Here is a 17,889-nt window from a genome sequence, read left to right as displayed (position 1 = left end):
ATTTATTTCGGATTTTATCGTTATTTTTGTCCTATGGATTTCAAACTCGTATCGGATTACGCCCCGATGGGCGACCAGCCGGAAGCGATCGAACAGCTCGTCGGCTCGATCCGCCACGGCTCCAAACACAACACCCTGCTGGGCGTCACCGGTTCGGGAAAGACCTTCACCGTGGCCAACGTCGTCGCGCAGCTGAACCGGCCGACGCTGGTCCTGAGCCACAACAAGACCCTCGCGGCGCAGCTTTACGGCGAATTCAGGAACTTCTTTCCCGAAAACGCCGTGGAGTATTTCGTCTCCTACTACGATTACTACCAGCCGGAGGCCTACCTGCCTTCGACGGACACCTATATCGAAAAAGACCTTTCGATCAATGCCGAGATCGAGAAACTGCGTCTGCGCACCGTCGCCACGCTGTTGTCGGGGCGCCGCGACGTGATCGTCGTGTCGAGCGTGTCGTGTCTCTACGGCGCGGGCAATCCCGCGGATTTCCACGCCACGGCGATCGACATCAAGGTCGGACAGATCGTCAGCTACAAGCACTTCCTCTACAAGCTGGTCGAAGCGCTCTACACCCGCACCGAGCGGGAGCTGGAGCCTGCGACGTTCCGCGTGAACGGCGACACGGTGGACATCATGGCGGCGTTCGGAGAGTTCGGCAGCCAGTGTTTCCGCGTGATGTTCTACGACAACGAGATCGAAGCCATCCAGACCATCGACCCCGTGACGGGACAGCGCATCCATTCGCTCGACAACCTGACGCTCTACCCCACGAGTCTCTTCGTAACCACGAAGGAGCGCATCAACGGCGCCGTACAGCAGATATACCTCGACCTCGGCCGGCAGATCGAATTCTTCGAGCGGGCCGGGCGGCCGATGGAGGCCCAGCGCATCAAACAGCGCGTGGAATACGACATCGAGATGATCAAGGAGCTGGGCTACTGCCCCGGCATCGAGAATTACTCGCGCTACTTCGACGGCCGCAGCGAGGGTACGCGTCCGTTCTGCCTGATCGACTACTTCCCGAAAGACTACCTGCTGGTCGTGGACGAGAGCCACGTGACCATCCCGCAGGTGCACGCCATGTTCGGCGGCGACCGCGCGCGCAAGGAGAACCTCGTGGAGTACGGGTTCCGGCTCCCGGCGGCCAAGGACAACCGTCCGGTGACCTTCGCCGAGTTCGAACAGCTGCAGGGCACGTCGATCTACGTCAGCGCGACGCCCGCGGATTACGAGCTGATGAAGAGCGAAGGCGTGATCGTCGAGCAGCTGATCCGCCCCACGGGGCTGGTCGATCCGCCGCTCGAAGTGCGCGTAACGATGAACCAGATCGACGACCTGCTGGAAGAGATCGACAAGCGGGTGAAGAACGACGACAAAGTGCTCGTGACGACCATCACCAAGCGGATGGCCGAGGAGCTGTCCAAATATTTCGACCGCGTGGGGGTGCGCAACCGCTACATCCACTCGGACGTGGATACGCTGGAGCGCATACAGATTCTGGAGGACCTGCGGGCCGGCATGTTCGACGTGCTGGTGGGCGTGAACCTGCTGCGCGAAGGTCTGGACCTGCCCGAAGTGGCATTGGTGGCGATCCTCGACGCCGACAAGGAGGGATTCCTGCGCAACGTGCGTTCGCTCACGCAGATCGCGGGACGTGCGGCGCGTCATTCACAGGGCAACGTGATCCTCTATGCCGACACCTGCACCGATTCGATGCGCTACGCCATCGAGCAGAGCAACCGCCGCCGCGAGAAGCAGGTGCGCTACAACATGGAGCACGGCATGCTGCCGCGCCGCGCACAGCGAAGCGGTTCGGGACAGAGCACGTTGCTGACCACGCGGACCGACGTACCGGAAATCGCGGCGGTCTACCCCATCGCCGAGGATCATTACATGGCTGCGGCGGACGTGCAGAAGACTTATGCCGCGAGCGAAAACCTCGATGCGCTGATCGTCAAGGCGCGCGAAGACATGGAGCGTGCGGCCAAGTCGCTCGACTTCCTCGCCGCGGCGAAATTCCGCGACCGGATGTACGAACTGCAAAAACTCAGGGAAGAGACCGGCAACGGAAATTCCCGCAAAACAGCACACCATGAAACGCTGTAAAATCACCATTCTCAAAACGACGATCCACGAGGACCTCGCCCGCCAATATGCCGGGGCGGGGTTCACGAAGTGTCCCATGATGCACGAAGGGCAGGTATTTTACGCCGATTACGCAAAGCCCGCAGGATTTTGCGACGAAGCGTGGAAAGCCGTATACCAATACGTGTTCGCCCTCTCCCACGGCGCCGGGCAGGTTATAATAGAGTAAGGATCGGGGAGGGGCGTCAGACCTCCGCATGGCGGAAGGTGAAGTATTTGGCGGCCAGATAGCTGTAGATCATCGTGACGAAAGTCGCCAGCATCTGCGACGGCGTGGCCCACAAGCCGCAGAACTCCACGAAAAATTTCAGTCCGACATAATTCACGACCACCGAGCCGCCGATCGACAGCAGATAACGGAACAACTGCGTCCCGGTCGGCAGCGGCGAGTGACGGAATGTCACATAGCGGTTCAGCCAGAACCCGGTGAAGAACGTGAAGGGAAAGATCAGCAGCATCGTCGCGACATACGCAGAGACAACCACGAAACCGAGGTCCAGCTGCTCCTTATCGAGGACGAAATTATAAACCAGAAAGTAACACACCCAGCTGAACGCCACGTTCGCACCGCCGCAAACGACATAACGGAACGTCTGCCGCGGCAGGATCGCCGCGACGGGCTTGCGGTAGAACCAGTCGATGAAACGGATTATCAGCTCGGAAATGCGCATCAACGGGCGGTATAGGTCCAAAGGCCCGGAAACCGGTCGCTGTAATTGCGGACGAAGAGCGCACATGCCTCCGTATCGGCCGATTCGAACGGCGAAACCATGAATTTCGTCCCGAAACGGTAGATTCCGCAGCGCACCGAAGGATCCTTTTCCGCCGCCGCATCGACGGCGCGGGCCGCATTTTCGGGCGTACTGAACACTCCCAGCACGACATAACGGCGGCCCGAAACAAGCGATGCGGGCGCATCGGCCGTCCCTGCGGAACGGGTTTCAGGGCGTTTCGCCGGGGCAACATCCTTCTGCCCGGCAGGAGCACTCCCCTGACCGCCAACCGACGAGGCGGCAGTGCCGGCATTCGCTCCGGACGCAGCGGGTTCCGATCGCGTTTCGGCGTTCGTCCCCGATGCAGTGTCGGCCATCGTGCCCGCGGCCTTTGCGGCGTCCGCACCGGACGCAGATGCCGCCGGTCCGGTCGTCGCACCGGAATCCGCAGCAGCCGGAATCGCGGCCGGACTGTCAGCCGGCGCGGCGCCGGCGTTTGTATCCGGTCCCGGAATACCGGTTGTCTGCGCGATCTCCTCCGGGCCTTCGTCATAGAGCTTCAGAAACTCATACCCCCCGAAACCGAGGGCGACCAAAATCGCCGCGATGCCGATCCACAAGGCCCAGTCGAACTTGCGGGCGGGTTTTATCCGCACCGGCTCACGCCCCTGCGGATTGAGTCGCCTGTCAAACGCCGCATCGGGCGTAAAATGTTTGAGTTTGAGCACGCCGACGCCCTCGATCGTCAGCACGCCGTTTTCGAGCGTGCGGGCCAGCCAGCGGTCGTATACATCCTGCGCTTCGGCGGCGTCGCACTGCACGGCGCCGGAGATTTCAGCGACCAGCGACACGCCCCGCTCCTGCGAGGTAAACGACACGGCCCGGCTCGGCGGCAACACGCTCCGCCGCGAAATGCGCCGCGCGCCGCGGCGTTCCGTATAGAGCGATCCCACACCCGGCAGGAACACCTCTCCGCCCTCGGCGAGCAGGTCGCCGACGAGACGGTTGATCTCGTTTACCATCGGATAATTACTCATTTTTTCTTCTTTTTGGCAGTTGCAGCCGGGGATTTCGGCACAACGGGAACCACCTCCGGCTGCGTCGCACCCCGGTAAATCATATAGATACCCAGCAGAATGAACGGAATGCTCAGCCACTGTCCCATGTCGAGCAGCCATCCCTGTTCGAACGCCTCCTGCTCGGTCTTGATGAACTCGATGAAGAAGCGCGTCAGGAAGATGCCGATCAGTCCGATGCCGAACAGAATGCCCGGACGGCGGCGGGCCATGTCTTTCGCATAATAGAGCCAGCAGAGCAGACCGAACGTCGCCAGATAGCAGAGCGCTTCGTAAATCTGGGTCGGATGCACCGCCGCCGGGGCGAACTCGTTCACCCATTTGGCCGAGCGGACGAACTCGAAACCCCACGGCAGAGTCGTCGCCATGCCGAAAATCTCCGAATTGAAAAGGTTGCCCAGACGCACGACGGCGCCGCCGATACCCACCGCGATCATAATGCGGTCCAGCGACCAGACGTAAGGCAGCTTGTTCTTGCGCGAGAAGAGCCAGAGACCGATCAGCAGGCCGATGGCGGCGCCGTGGCTGGCCATGCCGCCGTCGCGGAAGCCCGTGATGATGGTCCACGGCCTGCTCAGGTACTCCATCGGGTCGTAGAACAGACAGTGCCCCAGACGTGCGCCGAGGATCGTCGCCAGCGTACCGTATATGAATATAGACTCGGAGACTTTCGACGGAAGTCCCTCGCGTTTGCAGAAATTATCGAAGAATTTGGCGCCAATCAGGATTGCCAGCGCCCACATCAGGCCGTAATAACGGATGTCGAGCGACCCGATGGAAAAAAACACCGGATTGAAATCCCAGACGATGCTTAGCGGTTGTATCATATTATTTGGAATGGGTTCTATGGATTTCTGCCGTTATTTGATGTCCTGCAGATTTACTTTCTTGAGCGTGAACGAGAAAGTGCTTCCCACGCCCAGTTCGCTGCGGACGGTGATACGCTCGCCGTGCGCCTCGACGATATGTTTCACGATGGCCAGACCGAGTCCCGTGCCGCCCTGCTCGCGCGAACGGCCCTTGTCCGTGCGGTAGAAACGTTCGAAAACGCGCGGCAGGTCCTCCTTGCCGATGCCCGAACCGTTGTCCTCGACTTCGATCAGGATTTTGTCGAGCATGTCGCGGAAATGGACGCGCGTCTGTCCGCCCTCCTTGCCGTAACGGATCGAATTGATGATCAGGTTTACCATCACCTGACCGATATAGTGCTTGTCGGCCAGCACCCAGAAAGGCGACGGCAGGTTTTCGGCCCCTTTGACCGAAATCTTGATCCCCTTTTTGTCGGCCTCCATCTCGGCCTGCTCGGCGATCTCCTTGGTCAGCGCAACGATGTCGAACCGCTCCATCTTCAGGCGGTTCATGTTGCTTTCGAGTTTGGAGATCGTATCGAGGTCGTTCACGATGTTGATCAGGCGGTCGATGCTCTTTTCGGCCCGTTCGAGGTATTTGCGGTTGATCAGCTCGTCCTCCAGTCCGCCGTCCAGCAGCGTCGAGATATATCCCTGAATATTGAAGATCGGGGTTTTCAGCTCATGCGCCACATTGCCGAGGTACTGTTTGCGGAACTGCTCGGTCTCCTTCAGGCGGGCGATCTCCTTGTCGTTGGTATCGGCCCACGCCGTAAGCTCCTCGCCGATATTCTCGACGTGCTTGTCCTTCAGCTCCGAAAAAATCTCGTTGGTGTGCACGTCGCGCGAAAGGACGATCGAATAAATCGGCTTGAGCTTGTAGGCCACGTACTTGCGGATGATGAACAGCGCCACGAGAGCCATGACGACGAAAACGCCGGCGGCGGCGCAGAGCGTCATCCACCAGACCACATCGAGCAGGGTCGTCGTCACGGCGACGATGACCGCAGCGAGGAGTGCGACCAGAAGCGACGCCCCCTCCTTTGTTTTAATATACACCATAGCTACTTCGTATATTGTTGCATGAGACGGGCGATGTATTTGCCCACGATATCGAATTCGAGGTTTACGACCGAGCCGACTTCGATGCGGCAGAAGTTCGTATGCTCGAACGTATAGGGAATGATCGCCACGCGGAAGCTGGATTCCTTCGAATCGCAGACCGTCAGGCTCACGCCGTTCACCGTCACCGAGCCTTTCTCCACGGTGCAGAGACCGCCGCCCTGCGGTTGGTATTCGAAAGTGAAGTACCAGCTGCCGTCGGCGTCTTCCTTCGCGGTGCAGACGGCCGTCTGATCGACGTGCCCCTGCACGATGTGGCCGTCGAGCAGCGCATCGGGTTTCATCGAGCGTTCGAGGTTCACCAGATCGCCCGTCTTCAGCAGGCCGAGGTTGCTTTTGTCGAGCGTCTCCTTCATCGCGGTAACGGTATAGGTGTCGTCGCGGATGTCCACAACTGTCAAACATACGCCGTTATGTGCTATGCTCTGATCGATTTTCAGCTCTTTGCAGAAGTCCGCGCGAAGCGTAAAATCCTTGTTCTGACGGTCGGTGCGGATCTCCACGACCTCCCCCATGCGTTCCACGATACCTGAAAACATACTTCTCAACTGTTAATTATCAACTTGCCTTTTACCTTGTAGACCGACTTTATGTCGCTGACATTCAGAATTATGTCGTCATAATTCTCTTTGTCTCCGGCCACCAGACGGAGTTTATCGTCCCCGTCGGAGAGCCGAACTATCCGCAAAGTTACAATTTTTCGGCTGACAATCACATATTCGCCCCCCGGAATAATCGCATCCGGGTCCACGGCTTTCAGCAGGACCACCGCACCGGGCGGCAGCGCGGGTCCCATGGCGCGTCCCATGTAGCACATCGCCAGATCGCACTGCCCGGCCTGCGGCACCATCAGGCTGCTCTCGGCTTCGAGGTGCGCGACATGGGCGACGGCCTGTTCGACATCCACATTATAAAAAGGTATCTGCACGCCGCGCAGCTTTTCGTCGGAGAACATCTGTCCTTCGCCCGTCAGCAGCCACAACTTGTCCACCTGAGGAAATTTAGAGACGATTCGGTCGGCGACATCGAGTGATATGCCGTTGTTGCCACGTTTGATCTGATAAAGGTTTTCCCCGCGGGCCAACCCGATATAACGCGCAAAATAGTTGGTCGACATGTTCGCCCACTTGATTACGGCCTCGATTCTTTGCCAATTATTCTGCTTTTCTCGCATTTTTTTAGCAATAATTAAAAAAAAATTTGCATCTTTGCACTCCCGGTCCCGTAGTTCAATGGATAGAATATAAGATTCCGGTTCTTACGATATGGGTTCGATTCCCGTCGGGACTACAAAGCACAAGTGCAGAGATTCAAGCACTTGTGTTTTTTTTATTCAACTCCAGTCACAATCTATTATTCAACAAAAATAATAACAAATTTCCATTAGACAATAGAAAATAGCACAATTAAGCTTTTTAATAGCACATTCAGACACGACCGAAAAAAGTCCGCGCAACAGAAGATACGGACTTTTCCGGTCGTATTTCGTGCCCGAAAGGCACTGCAAAAGCTTGTTTCAGAGGGATTGTCAGAAGGAAAGACGCACGCCCAGCCGCAAGGTAAGCGCCAGCGGCGAGTCGGTACGCGAGGTCCGCAGATCGGTTTCCGTGAAATAATAGGAGACTTCAGGCTCGAAATAAAGCCCGACAAGCCCGCCCAGATCGTACTGCGCGCCCGCGGCGCCCAGCACGGACCATTGCACGCCCGGCTCGTCCATCGCCCTCGAACCGAATTTTGCGGAGACGCACTTCTCGATCATACCGCCGGCGCCTGCATACAGCGAGAAGCGCCCCGTATCCAGAAACTGCCAGTTCATACGCAGCGGCACGCCGATAAAATGGAGTTTCTGACTGATATCCTGCCGGCTGGACTTCATGCGGACGTCGGCCCAGAGCAGCGTGTAATTGACGCCGCTTTCGAGCGACAGACCGTGCGCGAATTCCTTGCGCACCGAGAGTCCGAAACTGAGCGGCTGGTGATGTTTGAAGGAATAATCGTCGTAATTGTATTTCAGCTGGGCCATCGTGCCGGCGCCGCCGCCTACCGGAGCGTCGGACATCATCATGCCGGGGCCGGGCCCCGCCGACACGGTTCCCCCGCCCGTCACGCTGCCTGCCGCAAAGAGCGACACGGAAGTCCGCCTGCGGGATTTCGGCTGCTCGAAGGCGATCTGGTCGCCGTAATAAGAAGTGGTGCTCGGATAGGTCCTCGCCGATGCAGCGTTTTCTTTCGGAGCCGTCCGTTCCTGCACGCCGGAAGTCTCTGCGGCGGCCTGTTTCTGCGCGATCGTTTCTTCCGATCGCAAAGTTGCGGCAGCTTCATTCTCCGGAACGGGTTGCGGCCGGGAGTCCGTCACATCAACCGCCACGACCGCCGGCGCAGCGTTCCGCGCAACGGCAGTCGCAGGATACGCCGCCCGCACCGCCTGCCGGGTTTGGGTCTCTCGGCCCGGAAGCGACTCGGCCTGCACCGCCTCCTGCGACGGCACAACGGCCCGAAGCGACTCTTCGAGCGTTCCGATCCCCCCGGCCGGATATGTCCGATTGTCCGCGGCGGAACTGCCGCCGTCTGTTGCCGATGCGATAACAAACCCTTTATCCCCCAAACTACGATTTTCATGCAGCAGCAGTTCCCCGCCTCCGACAAAAATCAGCACGGCAGCAGCAGCAATCCGCGGCCAATATCTGCGCAATACGGAAATCCGGGGCGCCGGAGTTTTCAGCTCCCGCTCCAGACGCGCCCATCCGTCGGCCGGGGGTGTTACCTCAGCGTCCCGGAGCGCGCTCCGCATTACATCTGTCCAGTCTTTATTTTGTTTCATAATCTAATGTGTCTCCATATACGCCGCAATCCTGCGGGCCAGCAGCGTCCGCGCCCGGAACAACTGCGACGAGGAACTTTTTTCGTTGATCCCCAGCATCTGCGCGATATCGCGGTGCGAATACCCCTCGATGCAGTAAAGGTTGAACACCGTACGGTAACCGTCGGGCAGCTCGCCCACGAACTCCATCAGCACGTCGCGCGGAATACGCGCCACCTCCGACGGATCGGGTTCGGGAACGTCGGGAAGCGCCCGGCCTTCGTCGAGCGTCCTGAAGTTGAGCTTATTCCGGTTCCGGAGCCATTCGAGCGCCACATTCACCGCTATACGCTCTATCCATGCGCGCAGCGAACCGGGTCCGCGGTAGGAGAATCGGTCGAAAGCCCCGTATATCTTCAGGAACGCATCGTGCATGAGGTCCTCGGCGGTAGCCCGGTCGCCCGAATAACGGAGACAGACGGCCAGCAAACGGGCTGCATAGCGGTCGTACAGCTCACGCCGGGCCGTATCTTCCCCCTCTCTGCACCCTTCGGCCAGTATCTGTTCCTCCATTTCCATATTTGCGTTCCCTCTTATAAATGGTATAAAGACCAAAAGACTGCACGGGATCAAAAAAAATTTTAATCCGCATGCAGTATTATCCTCCAGAATACGTTTACTGACATGAAAGATAATACAAAAATAGTATAAAAATATGAAAAGATTCGGATTTATCACGTTTGCGGTCCTGACCGCAGTATTCTTCTCCTCCTGCAACGACTCGGACGGGGATTACGCGAGCAGCTGGGCATTCGCCTCGGCAGAGACGCTCAACAGCAACGATTACTACTTCGTGCTGGACGACAATAAAACCGTCTATCCGAGCGACAAATCGCGCGTAGCCGGCTACAAGCCCGAAGACGACCAGCGCGTCATCATCTTCTTCAACCTGCTGAAAACGGGAGTCGAGGGTTACGATTACAACATCGCGCTTTACGACGCGCGGAACATCTACACGGGAGAGACCAAAATCGTGACCACGCAGGAAGAGGTGGAGGAACTACCCGACGCGCAAACCAGCTATTTCGGCAGCAGCATGAACGCCAACTGGCTCAACGTGGGAATCGGATTCAACGCTTCGGACCTCTCGAAGCATAAATTCCTGCTCGTGCGCAACGACTTCACGCAGATCGACCCCGACAACAAGAAAGAGGGATACCTCAACCTCGAACTGCGTCACGACGCCGGAACCGACACCAGCGGAGGATACAGCTACGACGACCGTTACGTCTCGTTCAAACTGGATCAGTTCAAGGAGGACCTCGAAGGCATGAGCGGTGTCATCCTGCGCATGAACACCCGTCAGAACGGCGTAATATATCTTCAGATCAACATGTCGAAGGAGAAGTAGCCACTCCCGAAACATGATCGCTCCGGCCCGCAGAATCTGCGGGCCGGATTTTTTTGTCTTGCCGCGAAAACCCCGCAACACTCCATCCTTTCAGGCCAAAACCGGGCCTTCCGGCGCGCCGCAAATAAATTTGTTTTTAGCCGCGGCATATGCTATCTTTGCATCATGTCTATCGTACGCAACACCGAGAGCGATCTCGAATTCGAAAACAAGATCCGCCCGCAGGAGTTGGAAACCTTCTCCGGGCAGGATAAAATCGTCGATAATCTCCGCATCTTCATCAAGGCGGCGCTCATGCGCGGCGACTCGCTCGACCACGTACTGCTGCACGGCCCTCCGGGACTGGGAAAAACGACCCTCGCCAACATCATCTCCAACGAGATGAACGCGCAGCTGCGCGTCACGTCGGGTCCCGTATTGGACAAGCCGGGCGATCTGGCGGGGCTGCTCACGAGTCTCAATCCGGGCGACGTGCTCTTCATCGACGAAATCCACCGGCTCAGTCCGATCGTCGAGGAGTATCTCTACTCGGCCATGGAGGATTACAAAATCGACATCGTACTCGACAAAGGCCCTTCGGCGCGTTCGATCCAAATCGAGCTGGCGCCCTTCACGCTCATAGGCGCCACCACGCGCAGCGGCCTGCTGACCTCGCCCCTGCGGGCGCGCTTCGGCATCCAGTGTCATCTGGAATACTACGACGCTCCGGTGCTGGCCGGCATCGTCAAACGCTCGGCGCGCATTCTGGACGTCTCGATCGACGACGACGCGGCGCACGAGGTGGCGCTCCGCTCGCGCGGCACGCCCCGAATCGCCAACGCGCTGCTGCGCCGGGTGCGCGACTTCGCCATGGTCAAGGGCGAAGGGCACATCGACCTCGAAATCACGCAGATCGGACTCGCGGCGCTCAACATAGACTCGCGCGGACTCGATCAGATGGACAACAAGATTCTCGGAACGATCATCGAAAAGTTCGGCGGCGGTCCCGTAGGACTGAACACCATCGCCACCGCCGTGGGCGAGGACGCCGGAACGATCGAGGAGGTTTACGAGCCGTTCCTGATCAAGGAAGGCTTCCTCAAACGCACGCCCCGCGGCCGCGAAGCCACCGAACTGGCGTACCGCCACATGGGATTCACTCCGCCCGGCGGAAGCGACACCCTGCTGTTCTGACCCGTCCGCCCGGCTTTGAATACAAATTGACGCAAAACGTCGGAATCGGGGCCAGCGTCGGAGCTTACGGCACATGGTTCTGTTCGATGGACGACGCGGTGTCGCAATACAACGACGACCAGAAAGGCGGCATTTCGCGCATCAGCCTCAACGGCGGCCTGCGTTTTTATTTTTAGCGACAAGTCTCGCAGGAGACCTAGCATAAAACAGATGCGACTATGATTCAACGATCATCACTGGCTTCACGAATCTGCGGCACGGCGGCGCTCGTCCTGCTGACCTGCTGCGCCGCGCGGCTCCATGCGGCCGCCCCCGGAGCGGCCGTATCCGGCACGAGTGGGTCTGCGGCGGCTTGCACGCCGGCGGAAGAGCGGGGCCGGACAACGGAAGTGCAAGCCCGGAGACCGGCAATGCAGGTAAGGACCACGGGAGAGCGGGGCCGGACAACGAAAGTGCAAACCCGGACGGCGGAAGTGCAAACCCGGACGGCGGAAGTGCAAACCCGGACGGCGGAAGCGCCGCTCAGAACGGCGCCGTCGGACGACCGGAGCAAACGCGCCCGGCATCTCGCCCCGCGGGGCCGTTCGCAGCACACGTTCTTCGCCAACGCCGGGTACACGGCGATCCTCTCCACGATCTACCTCCGCAAGAGTTCTTCCGGTTCGCTGAACGAGGGACTGGAGATCACCGCGGGATACAACTGGACGTCGCGCCGGGGTTTGGGCGTCGGCGTCGTCTATTCGGGCGGGTTCATCTCGGCCCGGCGCGGAGGTTTCGAACGCACCAGCCGCATTCATTACATCGCCCCCGAATTCGTCGCACGGCAGCGCGTCGGACGCAGGTGGCTCTTCCGCGAAAACGCGGGTATCGGCTACGGCCGTTACATCCGCAGCTACGCCGGCCTGACTGGCAGCAGGGGCGGCGTAGGAATTCACGAGTCGGTATCGGCCGAATTCATGCTGACGCGCTTCCTCGGACTGGGGGTCACCGTCGGCGGGCAGTGGCTGATCGTCGATTCGCCCGACGTGGACGACGGGGCCGAGCTGAACTTGGCCGGCATCTTCCGGGTTCAGCTGGGCGGAGGCATCCGGTTCTATTTTTAATGCCGGCCGGGCGCAATAATTGCAGGTTATTTAACGTTTTGTCTTTTAGACGCAAACAAAACAGTTAGGATAATGAGCAAAGGTAACAAAATGGATCAGGCGGCGCTTCGCTATCATAGTGAGGGCCGTCCGGGGAAGATAGCGGTCGTACCGACGAAGCCCTATCACACGCAGCATGACTTGTCACTGGCCTATTCGCCCGGCGTCGCAGCCCCGTGCCGCGCCATCGAGGCCAATCCCGACGACGTGTATCGCTACACCAACAAAGGCAATCTGATAGCAGTCATTTCGAACGGCACCGCCGTCCTCGGACTGGGTAATATCGGCGCTCTGGCAGGCAAGCCCGTGATGGAAGGCAAAAGCATGTTGTTCAAGACGTTCGCAGACATCGACGCTTTCGACATCGAAGTCGATGAGACCGACCCCGAAGCGTTCATCCGCACGGTTAAGGCCATCGCCCCGACCTTCGGCGGCATCAACCTCGAAGACATCAAGGCTCCGGAGTGCTTCGAAATCGACCGCAGGCTGAGTGAAGAGCTGGACATCCCCGTGATGCACGACGACCAGCACGGCACGGCCGTGATTTCGACGGCCGCGCTGCTCAATGCGGCGAAAATCGCCGGCAAAGCGCTCGACAAACTCCGCGTCGTAGTGAACGGCGCCGGTGCGGCGGCCATCGCCTGCGCGCGGCTCTTCATCGCCGTGGGCGTCCGCCGCGAAAACATGATTTTCTGCGACAGTCAGGGCGTGGTCACCACCTACCGCACGGACATCAACGAGATAAAACGCGAATTCGCCACCACCCGCCGCATCACCACCCTCGCCGAAGCCATACACGACGCCGACGTATTCCTCGGCGTATCCAAGGCCGACGTGCTGACCCCCGAAATGCTGCGCACGATGGCGACCAATCCGATCGTCATGGCGCTGGCCAATCCCGATCCGGAGATCGCCTACGACAAAGCCGTCGTTTCGCGTCCCGACATCATCTTTGCGACGGGCCGCTCGGACTACCCCAATCAGGTAAACAACGTGCTGGGCTTCCCCTACATTTTCCGCGGGGCGCTCGACGTACGGGCCACGAAGATCAACGAAGCGATGAAGCTCGCCGCGGCACGCGCCTTGGCCGAACTGGCGCAGGAGCCTGTACCGAGCATGGTACTGCGCGCCTATGCGCTGGGCAAACTGGAATTCGGCCGCGGCTACCTCATTCCCAAACCGCTCGACCCGCGTCTGCTCTGCACCGTGACGCCCGCCGTGGCACGCGCCGCGATCGAATCGGGCGTAGCCCGGCAGCCCATCACGGACTGGGACGCCTACATCGAAAAGCTGAGGACCATGACCGAGATTTAACGATAAGTCGTATATAGAAAAGCCCCCGCCGTCGAGCGGGGTCTTTCTGTTTATGGATATGCGTCGTATGCCCTACGCAAAGAGCGCGGCGAAATCGGCAATCGGCATCGGGCGCACTTCGCAGTCGCCGATTCCCACGGGCAGCACGATGCGCAGCATGCCGTCCTCGCTCTTCTTGTCCTTGCCCACCTCTTTGAGCAGGCGTTTCACATCGACAGGCGGCGTGAGGTCGAAACCCAGCTTCTCCAGCACGTTCACGATCCGGTCGCGGTCGGCAGGCAGCAGAACGCCCAGCTTCACCGCGGCGTCGGCGATCAGGGCCGTGCCGACGGCCACCGCTTCGCCATGATTCATCCGGTTCGAGCACTTCTCGATGGCGTGGGCCAGCGTATGCCCCAAGTTGAGCTTGCGGCGGTCGCCCGTCTCGTGCTCGTCGCGTTCGACAATATCGGCCTTGACGCGGACCGCGGCGGAAATAGCGTCCGTAAGCAGGTCGGTATCGGCGCGCAGGGCCTCGAAAGAGACGTTTTCGATCCGGGTGAAAAGATCGGCGTCGGCGATGACGGCCGCCTTGACGACCTCGGCAAGCCCCGTGCGGAACTCCCGGTCGGAGAGCGTGCGCAGCATTTCGGGATCGCAGATCACGAAGCGCGGCTGTTTGAAGGTTCCGGCCATATTCTTGTACCCGTCCACATTCACGCCGTTCTTGCCGCCCACACTGGCGTCCACCTGCCCCAGCAAGGTGGTCGAGACGAATCCGAACGACAGTCCGCGCATGTAAGTCGCCGCGGCGAAACCCGCCACGTCGGTCACGATGCCGCCTCCGACGGCGAGCACGAACGTGGAGCGGTCCGCGCCCAGCTCGATAAAACGCCGGTAGATGGATTCCACGGTCTGCAGGGTCTTTATGCTTTCGCCCGCACCGATGAGCACCGTGTCGTACGGCGCCAGCAGCGGATGGTAAAGGCGGTCGATCGTAGCGTCGGAAACGACGATCACGCGCCCCTCAGGCAGCACCCCGGAGAGGATGTCGGCCGTGGGACCGATGTAAATCTCGCTTTGTTCCCGAACGTTGAAGGTGGGTTTCATGATCTTTAACTTTTTTAAGAAGCCAACAAATTTAGTACATTTTCCGGAGAAATTGTTACCTTTGCACCACAAAATCTATTCACATGCAAAAACTACGCAATATCGCAATTATTGCACACGTGGACCACGGCAAGACCACGCTCGTCGATAAAATGATCCTCGCCGGCAACATTCTGCGCGACAACGCCAAACAATCCGGAGAGCTGATCCTCGACAACAACGACCTTGAGCGTGAACGCGGAATCACGATTCTCTCGAAAAACGTCTCGGTAATTTACAAGGATTATAAGATCAACATCATCGACACTCCGGGCCACGCCGACTTCGGCGGCGAGGTGGAGCGCGTCCTGAACATGTGCGACGGCGTGCTGCTGCTGGTCGATGCGTTCGAAGGCACCATGCCCCAGACGCGCTTCGTACTGCAGAAAGCGCTGGCGCTGGGCAAGAAACCCATCGTCGTCGTGAACAAGGTCGATAAGCCCAACTGCCGCCCCGAAGTGGTGAACGAACAGGTTTTCGACCTTATGTTTTCGCTCGACGCCACCGAGGAGCAGCTCGACTACAAGACCATCTACGGCTCGGCCAAACAGGGCTGGATGTCGCACAGGTGGAACGAGCCGACCGACTCGATCGTTCCGCTGCTCGACGCCATCATCGACGAGATTCCCGAACCGAAGATCGTCGAGGGAACGCCCCAGATGCTCATCACGTCGCTCGAATACTCCTCCTACACGGGCCGTATCGCCGTGGGCAAGGTGACGCGCGGCTCGCTCAAGGCGGGCCAGAACGTCACGCTGGCCAAGCGCGACGGCGTGACGATGCAGAAGACCAAGATCAAGGACCTGATGGTCTTCGAAGGTCTCGGCAAGAAGAAGGCGGACGAAGTTCCCTGCGGCGAAATCTGCGCCCTGATGGGCATCGAGGGATTCGAGATCGGCGACACTATCTGCGACTACGAGAATCCCGAACCGCTGCCCCCCATCGCCATCGACGAACCGACGATGTCGATGCTCTTCACGATCAACAACTCTCCCTTCTTCGGCAAGGACGGCAAATACGTCACCTCGCGCCACATCAAGGATCGTCTCGACCGCGAACTGGAGAAGAACCTCGCCCTGCGCGTGACTCCCGGCCCCTCGGCCGACAGTTTCAACGTCTTCGGCCGCGGCGTGCTGCACCTATCGGTGCTGATCGAAACCATGCGCCGCGAGGGTTACGAACTGCAGGTGGGCCAGCCCCGCGTAATCGTCAAGGAGATCGACGGCAAAAAATGCGAACCGATCGAGGAGCTGACCGTGGACTGCCCCGAAGAGTATTCGGGAACGGTCATCGAACTGGCGACCAAACGCAAAGGCACGCTGACGAACATGGCGTCGAACGGCGACCGCACGCGGCTGGAATTCAGCATCCCCTCGCGCGGCATCATCGGCCTGCGGTCGAACATGCTGACGGCGACGGCCGGCGAAGCCATCATGACCCACCGGCTGAAAGGCTTCGAACCGTGGGTCGGCGATATCGAGATGCGCGTCAACGGCTCGATCATTTCGGGCGAGACCGGCACGGCCTACGCCTACTCGATCGACAAGCTGCAGGACCGCGGACGCTTCTTCATCAGCCCGATGGAGCAGGTGTACGAAGGTCAGGTGATCGGCGAACACACGCGCCAGAACGACATCACGGTAAACGTCACCAAAGCCAAGCAGCTGACCAACATGCGCGCGTCGGGTTCGGACGAGAAGACCTCGATCGCCCCGCCCAAGATCTTCTCGCTCGAAGAGGCGCTCGAATACATTCAGGCCGACGAATACGTCGAAGTAACGCCCCATTCGATGCGTCTGCGCAAGATTCTGCTGCACGAGGTGGACCGCAAACGGGCATCGAAATAAACTCCGGGATATGGACCACTTCACCCTTTCGCTGGCGGTAGGCGCCGTGGCCGGAGCGCTCGACGTGATTCCGATGATTTTCCAGAATTTGTCGGCACGGTCGTGTTTCTCGGCGTTCTTCATCTACTTCTTCGCCGCGGTCATCGTCTTCTACAGCGACCTGCCCTACCTGCCGTGGTGGGCCGACGGCATGGCCGTCACGCTGATGCTGATGATTCCGGTGCTGTTCACCTTTTCGGGCAAGGACCGCAAGGCGATCCCGGTCGTGGTGTTCAACGGCCTGCTGTTCGGGTTCCTGATCGGCGTGGCGGAACGCTATTTGGGGTAAAAGATGCAAAAAACGGACATATGTCCGTTTTTTTTCGTATATCCCATGCAGTATCAGGCGGTTGTCTCCATTTATACAATGAAACGACACGGAAAGCCATGAGAAAATACATCATACTGCTCTTCATATCCGCTTTTGCGCTCGGCGCATGCGACAAGAACGACGATTATACGGTCCGGGAATGGACCGTCGCATCCCAGCTGGGCATCTCCCACGGGTTCCACACGCTGCAGCCCGTGCTGCTCGTCAAAGCCAACGACGACACTTCGTGGCGCGCCGTATACGAGGGCATCGAGGGATTCGACTACGAACCCGGATACGAATACAAACTCCGCATCAAGGCCAAGCAGCTGGCCGAACCGCCGCAGGACGCATCGTCCGTACGGTACTCGCTGCTGGAACTGATCTCGAAAATCCCGACGCGGTCCAATATTCCCGACAGCTACTACCCCACGTTCACGATGGAGGTAGCCCCCGAACCCGTCAGTTACTACGGCGAATTGTACCTCAGCGTCCGTTTCCCCGAAGTCGGCCTGAACGACTGGCAGCGGTGGCCGTTCCGGATCGAGGGATTCGACTACGAGCAGGGCTACAGCTACAAGCTGAAAGTCGGCACCTCGGTCGTCGGAGTGGACGAAGGATACTACACGGTACAGTATTCGGTGCTCGAAATGCTGGACAAACAGCCGGCGCAGGAGTAAACCGGCAGAGATACATAAGAACCGGCCCTTCTTACGATTTCCGGGGATAAAAAACAGAGGTGTAAAAAAGTGTAAAGCAAAAGATAATCAAATAATTATACACTTTTCTTCAGTGCCTTTGTTTTAGAGAAAAAGTAG

18 protein-coding genes, 1 tRNA gene and 1 pseudogene are annotated in these 17,889 nt (G+C 58.9%); 11 read left to right on the top strand and 9 right to left on the bottom strand.

The features are described from left to right. Window positions 1–33: 33 nt before the first annotated feature. Both uvrB and ALFI_RS12350 read left to right on the top strand, forming a co-directional pair. Entirely contained in the window at window positions 34–2,109 is a 2,076-nt protein-coding gene (gene uvrB / locus ALFI_RS12355; RefSeq protein ID WP_014776053.1) for an excinuclease ABC subunit UvrB, read from the top strand. After that, window positions 2,096–2,308, top strand: a pseudogene (locus ALFI_RS12350) (TIGR04076 family protein); the annotation flags it as partial. The gene uvrB and the pseudogene ALFI_RS12350, both read left to right, overlap by 14 nt. A 25-nt stretch (window positions 2,309–2,333) precedes the next feature. Here the strand turns inward: ALFI_RS12350 and ALFI_RS12345 are convergent. The 6 genes from ALFI_RS12345 to ALFI_RS12320 are packed head-to-tail and all read right to left on the bottom strand — an operon-like array spanning window position 2,334 to window position 7,081. Next, window positions 2,334–2,819, bottom strand: a complete 486-nt coding sequence (locus ALFI_RS12345; RefSeq protein ID WP_014776051.1) for a GtrA family protein — start codon at window positions 2,817–2,819, stop codon at window positions 2,334–2,336. Then, window positions 2,819–3,898, bottom strand: coding sequence for a hypothetical protein (locus ALFI_RS12340; protein ID WP_014776050.1), 1,080 nt, complete (start codon window positions 3,896–3,898; stop codon window positions 2,819–2,821). The genes ALFI_RS12345 and ALFI_RS12340 overlap by 1 nt, the downstream gene beginning before the upstream one ends. Then, complete coding sequence (lgt, locus tag ALFI_RS12335; protein ID WP_014776049.1) at window positions 3,895–4,764, bottom strand: prolipoprotein diacylglyceryl transferase; 870 nt, start codon at window positions 4,762–4,764, stop codon at window positions 3,895–3,897. The genes ALFI_RS12340 and lgt overlap by 4 nt, the downstream gene beginning before the upstream one ends. A gap of 33 nt (window positions 4,765–4,797) precedes the next feature. Further along, the gene (locus tag ALFI_RS12330; protein WP_009596968.1) at window positions 4,798–5,847 is read right to left on the bottom strand and encodes a sensor histidine kinase; all 1,050 of its coding nucleotides are present in this window, start codon (window positions 5,845–5,847) and stop codon (window positions 4,798–4,800) included. Between the two features lie 2 nt (window positions 5,848–5,849). Continuing rightward, entirely contained in the window at window positions 5,850–6,446 is a 597-nt protein-coding gene (locus ALFI_RS12325; RefSeq protein ID WP_009596983.1) for a riboflavin synthase, read from the bottom strand. Between the two features lie 5 nt (window positions 6,447–6,451). Next, a complete protein-coding gene (locus ALFI_RS12320) occupies window positions 6,452–7,081 on the bottom strand; it encodes a S24/S26 family peptidase (protein ID WP_014776048.1) in 630 nt (209 codons plus the stop codon). A gap of 44 nt (window positions 7,082–7,125) precedes the next feature. Here ALFI_RS12320 and ALFI_RS12315 point away from each other — a divergent pair. Next, window positions 7,126–7,197, top strand: a tRNA-Arg gene (locus ALFI_RS12315). Between the two features lie 238 nt (window positions 7,198–7,435). On the opposite strand, the gene ALFI_RS12310 is transcribed toward ALFI_RS12315, so the two are convergent. Together ALFI_RS12310 and ALFI_RS12305 are read right to left on the bottom strand one after the other, a co-directional pair. After that, window positions 7,436–8,728 carry a porin family protein gene (locus ALFI_RS12310; protein WP_042493715.1) on the bottom strand — a complete coding sequence of 431 codons (1,293 nt, stop codon included), beginning with the start codon at window positions 8,726–8,728 and terminating at the stop codon, window positions 7,436–7,438. A 3-nt stretch (window positions 8,729–8,731) separates the two neighbouring features. Continuing rightward, entirely contained in the window at window positions 8,732–9,280 is a 549-nt protein-coding gene (locus ALFI_RS12305) for an RNA polymerase sigma factor (RefSeq protein WP_009596971.1), read from the bottom strand. A 142-nt stretch (window positions 9,281–9,422) separates the two neighbouring features. Between ALFI_RS12305 and ALFI_RS12300 the strand changes: the two genes are divergently transcribed. The 5 genes from ALFI_RS12300 to ALFI_RS12285 all read left to right on the top strand — a co-directional run bounded on the left by ALFI_RS12300 (window position 9,423) and on the right by ALFI_RS12285 (window position 13,747). Then, entirely contained in the window at window positions 9,423–10,118 is a 696-nt protein-coding gene (locus tag ALFI_RS12300) for a NigD1/NigD2 family lipoprotein (RefSeq protein WP_014776046.1), read from the top strand. 165 nt (window positions 10,119–10,283) lie between these two features. Beyond that, on the top strand, window positions 10,284–11,291 hold the full coding sequence (ruvB, locus tag ALFI_RS12295; RefSeq protein WP_009596942.1) for a Holliday junction branch migration DNA helicase RuvB: 1,008 nt from the start codon (window positions 10,284–10,286) through the stop codon (window positions 11,289–11,291). A 26-nt stretch (window positions 11,292–11,317) separates the two neighbouring features. Next, a complete protein-coding gene (locus ALFI_RS16995) occupies window positions 11,318–11,467 on the top strand; it encodes a hypothetical protein (protein WP_155835664.1) in 150 nt (49 codons plus the stop codon). Window positions 11,468–11,509: 42 nt separating this feature from the next. Then, complete coding sequence (locus ALFI_RS12290; protein ID WP_014776045.1) at window positions 11,510–12,394, top strand: hypothetical protein; 885 nt, start codon at window positions 11,510–11,512, stop codon at window positions 12,392–12,394. A gap of 72 nt (window positions 12,395–12,466) precedes the next feature. Further along, window positions 12,467–13,747, top strand: coding sequence for a malic enzyme-like NAD(P)-binding protein (locus ALFI_RS12285; protein ID WP_009596951.1), 1,281 nt, complete (start codon window positions 12,467–12,469; stop codon window positions 13,745–13,747). 72 nt (window positions 13,748–13,819) lie between these two features. Here ALFI_RS12285 and aroB read toward each other — a convergent pair whose 3' ends face one another. After that, window positions 13,820–14,836, bottom strand: coding sequence for a 3-dehydroquinate synthase (gene aroB / locus ALFI_RS12280; protein ID WP_009596939.1), 1,017 nt, complete (start codon window positions 14,834–14,836; stop codon window positions 13,820–13,822). Window positions 14,837–14,919: 83 nt separating this feature from the next. On the opposite strand from aroB, the gene typA reads away from it, so the two are divergent. The 3 genes from typA to ALFI_RS12265 all read left to right on the top strand — a co-directional run bounded on the left by typA (window position 14,920) and on the right by ALFI_RS12265 (window position 17,751). Continuing rightward, window positions 14,920–16,722, top strand: a complete 1,803-nt coding sequence (gene typA, locus ALFI_RS12275) for a translational GTPase TypA (RefSeq protein ID WP_009596982.1) — start codon at window positions 14,920–14,922, stop codon at window positions 16,720–16,722. Window positions 16,723–16,732: 10 nt separating this feature from the next. Next, entirely contained in the window at window positions 16,733–17,050 is a 318-nt protein-coding gene (locus ALFI_RS12270) for a hypothetical protein (protein ID WP_009596943.1), read from the top strand. A gap of 98 nt (window positions 17,051–17,148) precedes the next feature. Further along, window positions 17,149–17,751 (top strand): DUF4377 domain-containing protein, encoded by a 603-nt coding sequence (locus ALFI_RS12265; protein ID WP_014776044.1) that lies wholly within the window; start codon window positions 17,149–17,151, stop codon window positions 17,749–17,751. The last annotated feature ends 138 nt before the right edge of the window (window positions 17,752–17,889 follow it).

The sequence above is a fragment of the Alistipes finegoldii DSM 17242 genome (genome assembly GCF_000265365.1).
GTDB classification, from domain to species: Bacteria; Bacteroidota; Bacteroidia; order Bacteroidales; family Rikenellaceae; genus Alistipes; species Alistipes finegoldii.
This window is presented reverse-complemented; position numbering and strand designations above follow the sequence as displayed.

What these genes read in the sequence shown, in the direction of transcription:
- uvrB (WP_014776053.1), top strand. Translation starts at nt 34, where the DNA reads ATGGATTTCAAACTCGTATCGGATTACGCCCCGATGGGCGACCAGCCG.
- ALFI_RS12345 (WP_014776051.1), bottom strand. Translation starts at nt 2,819, where the DNA reads ATGCGCATTTCCGAGCTGATAATCCGTTTCATCGACTGGTTCTACCGC.
- ALFI_RS12340 (WP_014776050.1), bottom strand. Translation starts at nt 3,898, where the DNA reads ATGAGTAATTATCCGATGGTAAACGAGATCAACCGTCTCGTCGGCGAC.
- lgt (WP_014776049.1), bottom strand. Translation starts at nt 4,764, where the DNA reads ATGATACAACCGCTAAGCATCGTCTGGGATTTCAATCCGGTGTTTTTT.
- ALFI_RS12330 (WP_009596968.1), bottom strand. Translation starts at nt 5,847, where the DNA reads ATGGTGTATATTAAAACAAAGGAGGGGGCGTCGCTTCTGGTCGCACTC.
- ALFI_RS12325 (WP_009596983.1), bottom strand. Translation starts at nt 6,446, where the DNA reads ATGTTTTCAGGTATCGTGGAACGCATGGGGGAGGTCGTGGAGATCCGC.
- ALFI_RS12320 (WP_014776048.1), bottom strand. Translation starts at nt 7,081, where the DNA reads ATGCGAGAAAAGCAGAATAATTGGCAAAGAATCGAGGCCGTAATCAAG.
- ALFI_RS12310 (WP_042493715.1), bottom strand. Translation starts at nt 8,728, where the DNA reads ATGAAACAAAATAAAGACTGGACAGATGTAATGCGGAGCGCGCTCCGG.
- ALFI_RS12305 (WP_009596971.1), bottom strand. Translation starts at nt 9,280, where the DNA reads ATGGAGGAACAGATACTGGCCGAAGGGTGCAGAGAGGGGGAAGATACG.
- ALFI_RS12300 (WP_014776046.1), top strand. Translation starts at nt 9,423, where the DNA reads ATGAAAAGATTCGGATTTATCACGTTTGCGGTCCTGACCGCAGTATTC.
- ruvB (WP_009596942.1), top strand. Translation starts at nt 10,284, where the DNA reads ATGTCTATCGTACGCAACACCGAGAGCGATCTCGAATTCGAAAACAAG.
- ALFI_RS12290 (WP_014776045.1), top strand. Translation starts at nt 11,510, where the DNA reads ATGATTCAACGATCATCACTGGCTTCACGAATCTGCGGCACGGCGGCG.
- ALFI_RS12285 (WP_009596951.1), top strand. Translation starts at nt 12,467, where the DNA reads ATGAGCAAAGGTAACAAAATGGATCAGGCGGCGCTTCGCTATCATAGT.
- aroB (WP_009596939.1), bottom strand. Translation starts at nt 14,836, where the DNA reads ATGAAACCCACCTTCAACGTTCGGGAACAAAGCGAGATTTACATCGGT.
- typA (WP_009596982.1), top strand. Translation starts at nt 14,920, where the DNA reads ATGCAAAAACTACGCAATATCGCAATTATTGCACACGTGGACCACGGC.
- ALFI_RS12270 (WP_009596943.1), top strand. Translation starts at nt 16,733, where the DNA reads ATGGACCACTTCACCCTTTCGCTGGCGGTAGGCGCCGTGGCCGGAGCG.
- ALFI_RS12265 (WP_014776044.1), top strand. Translation starts at nt 17,149, where the DNA reads ATGAGAAAATACATCATACTGCTCTTCATATCCGCTTTTGCGCTCGGC.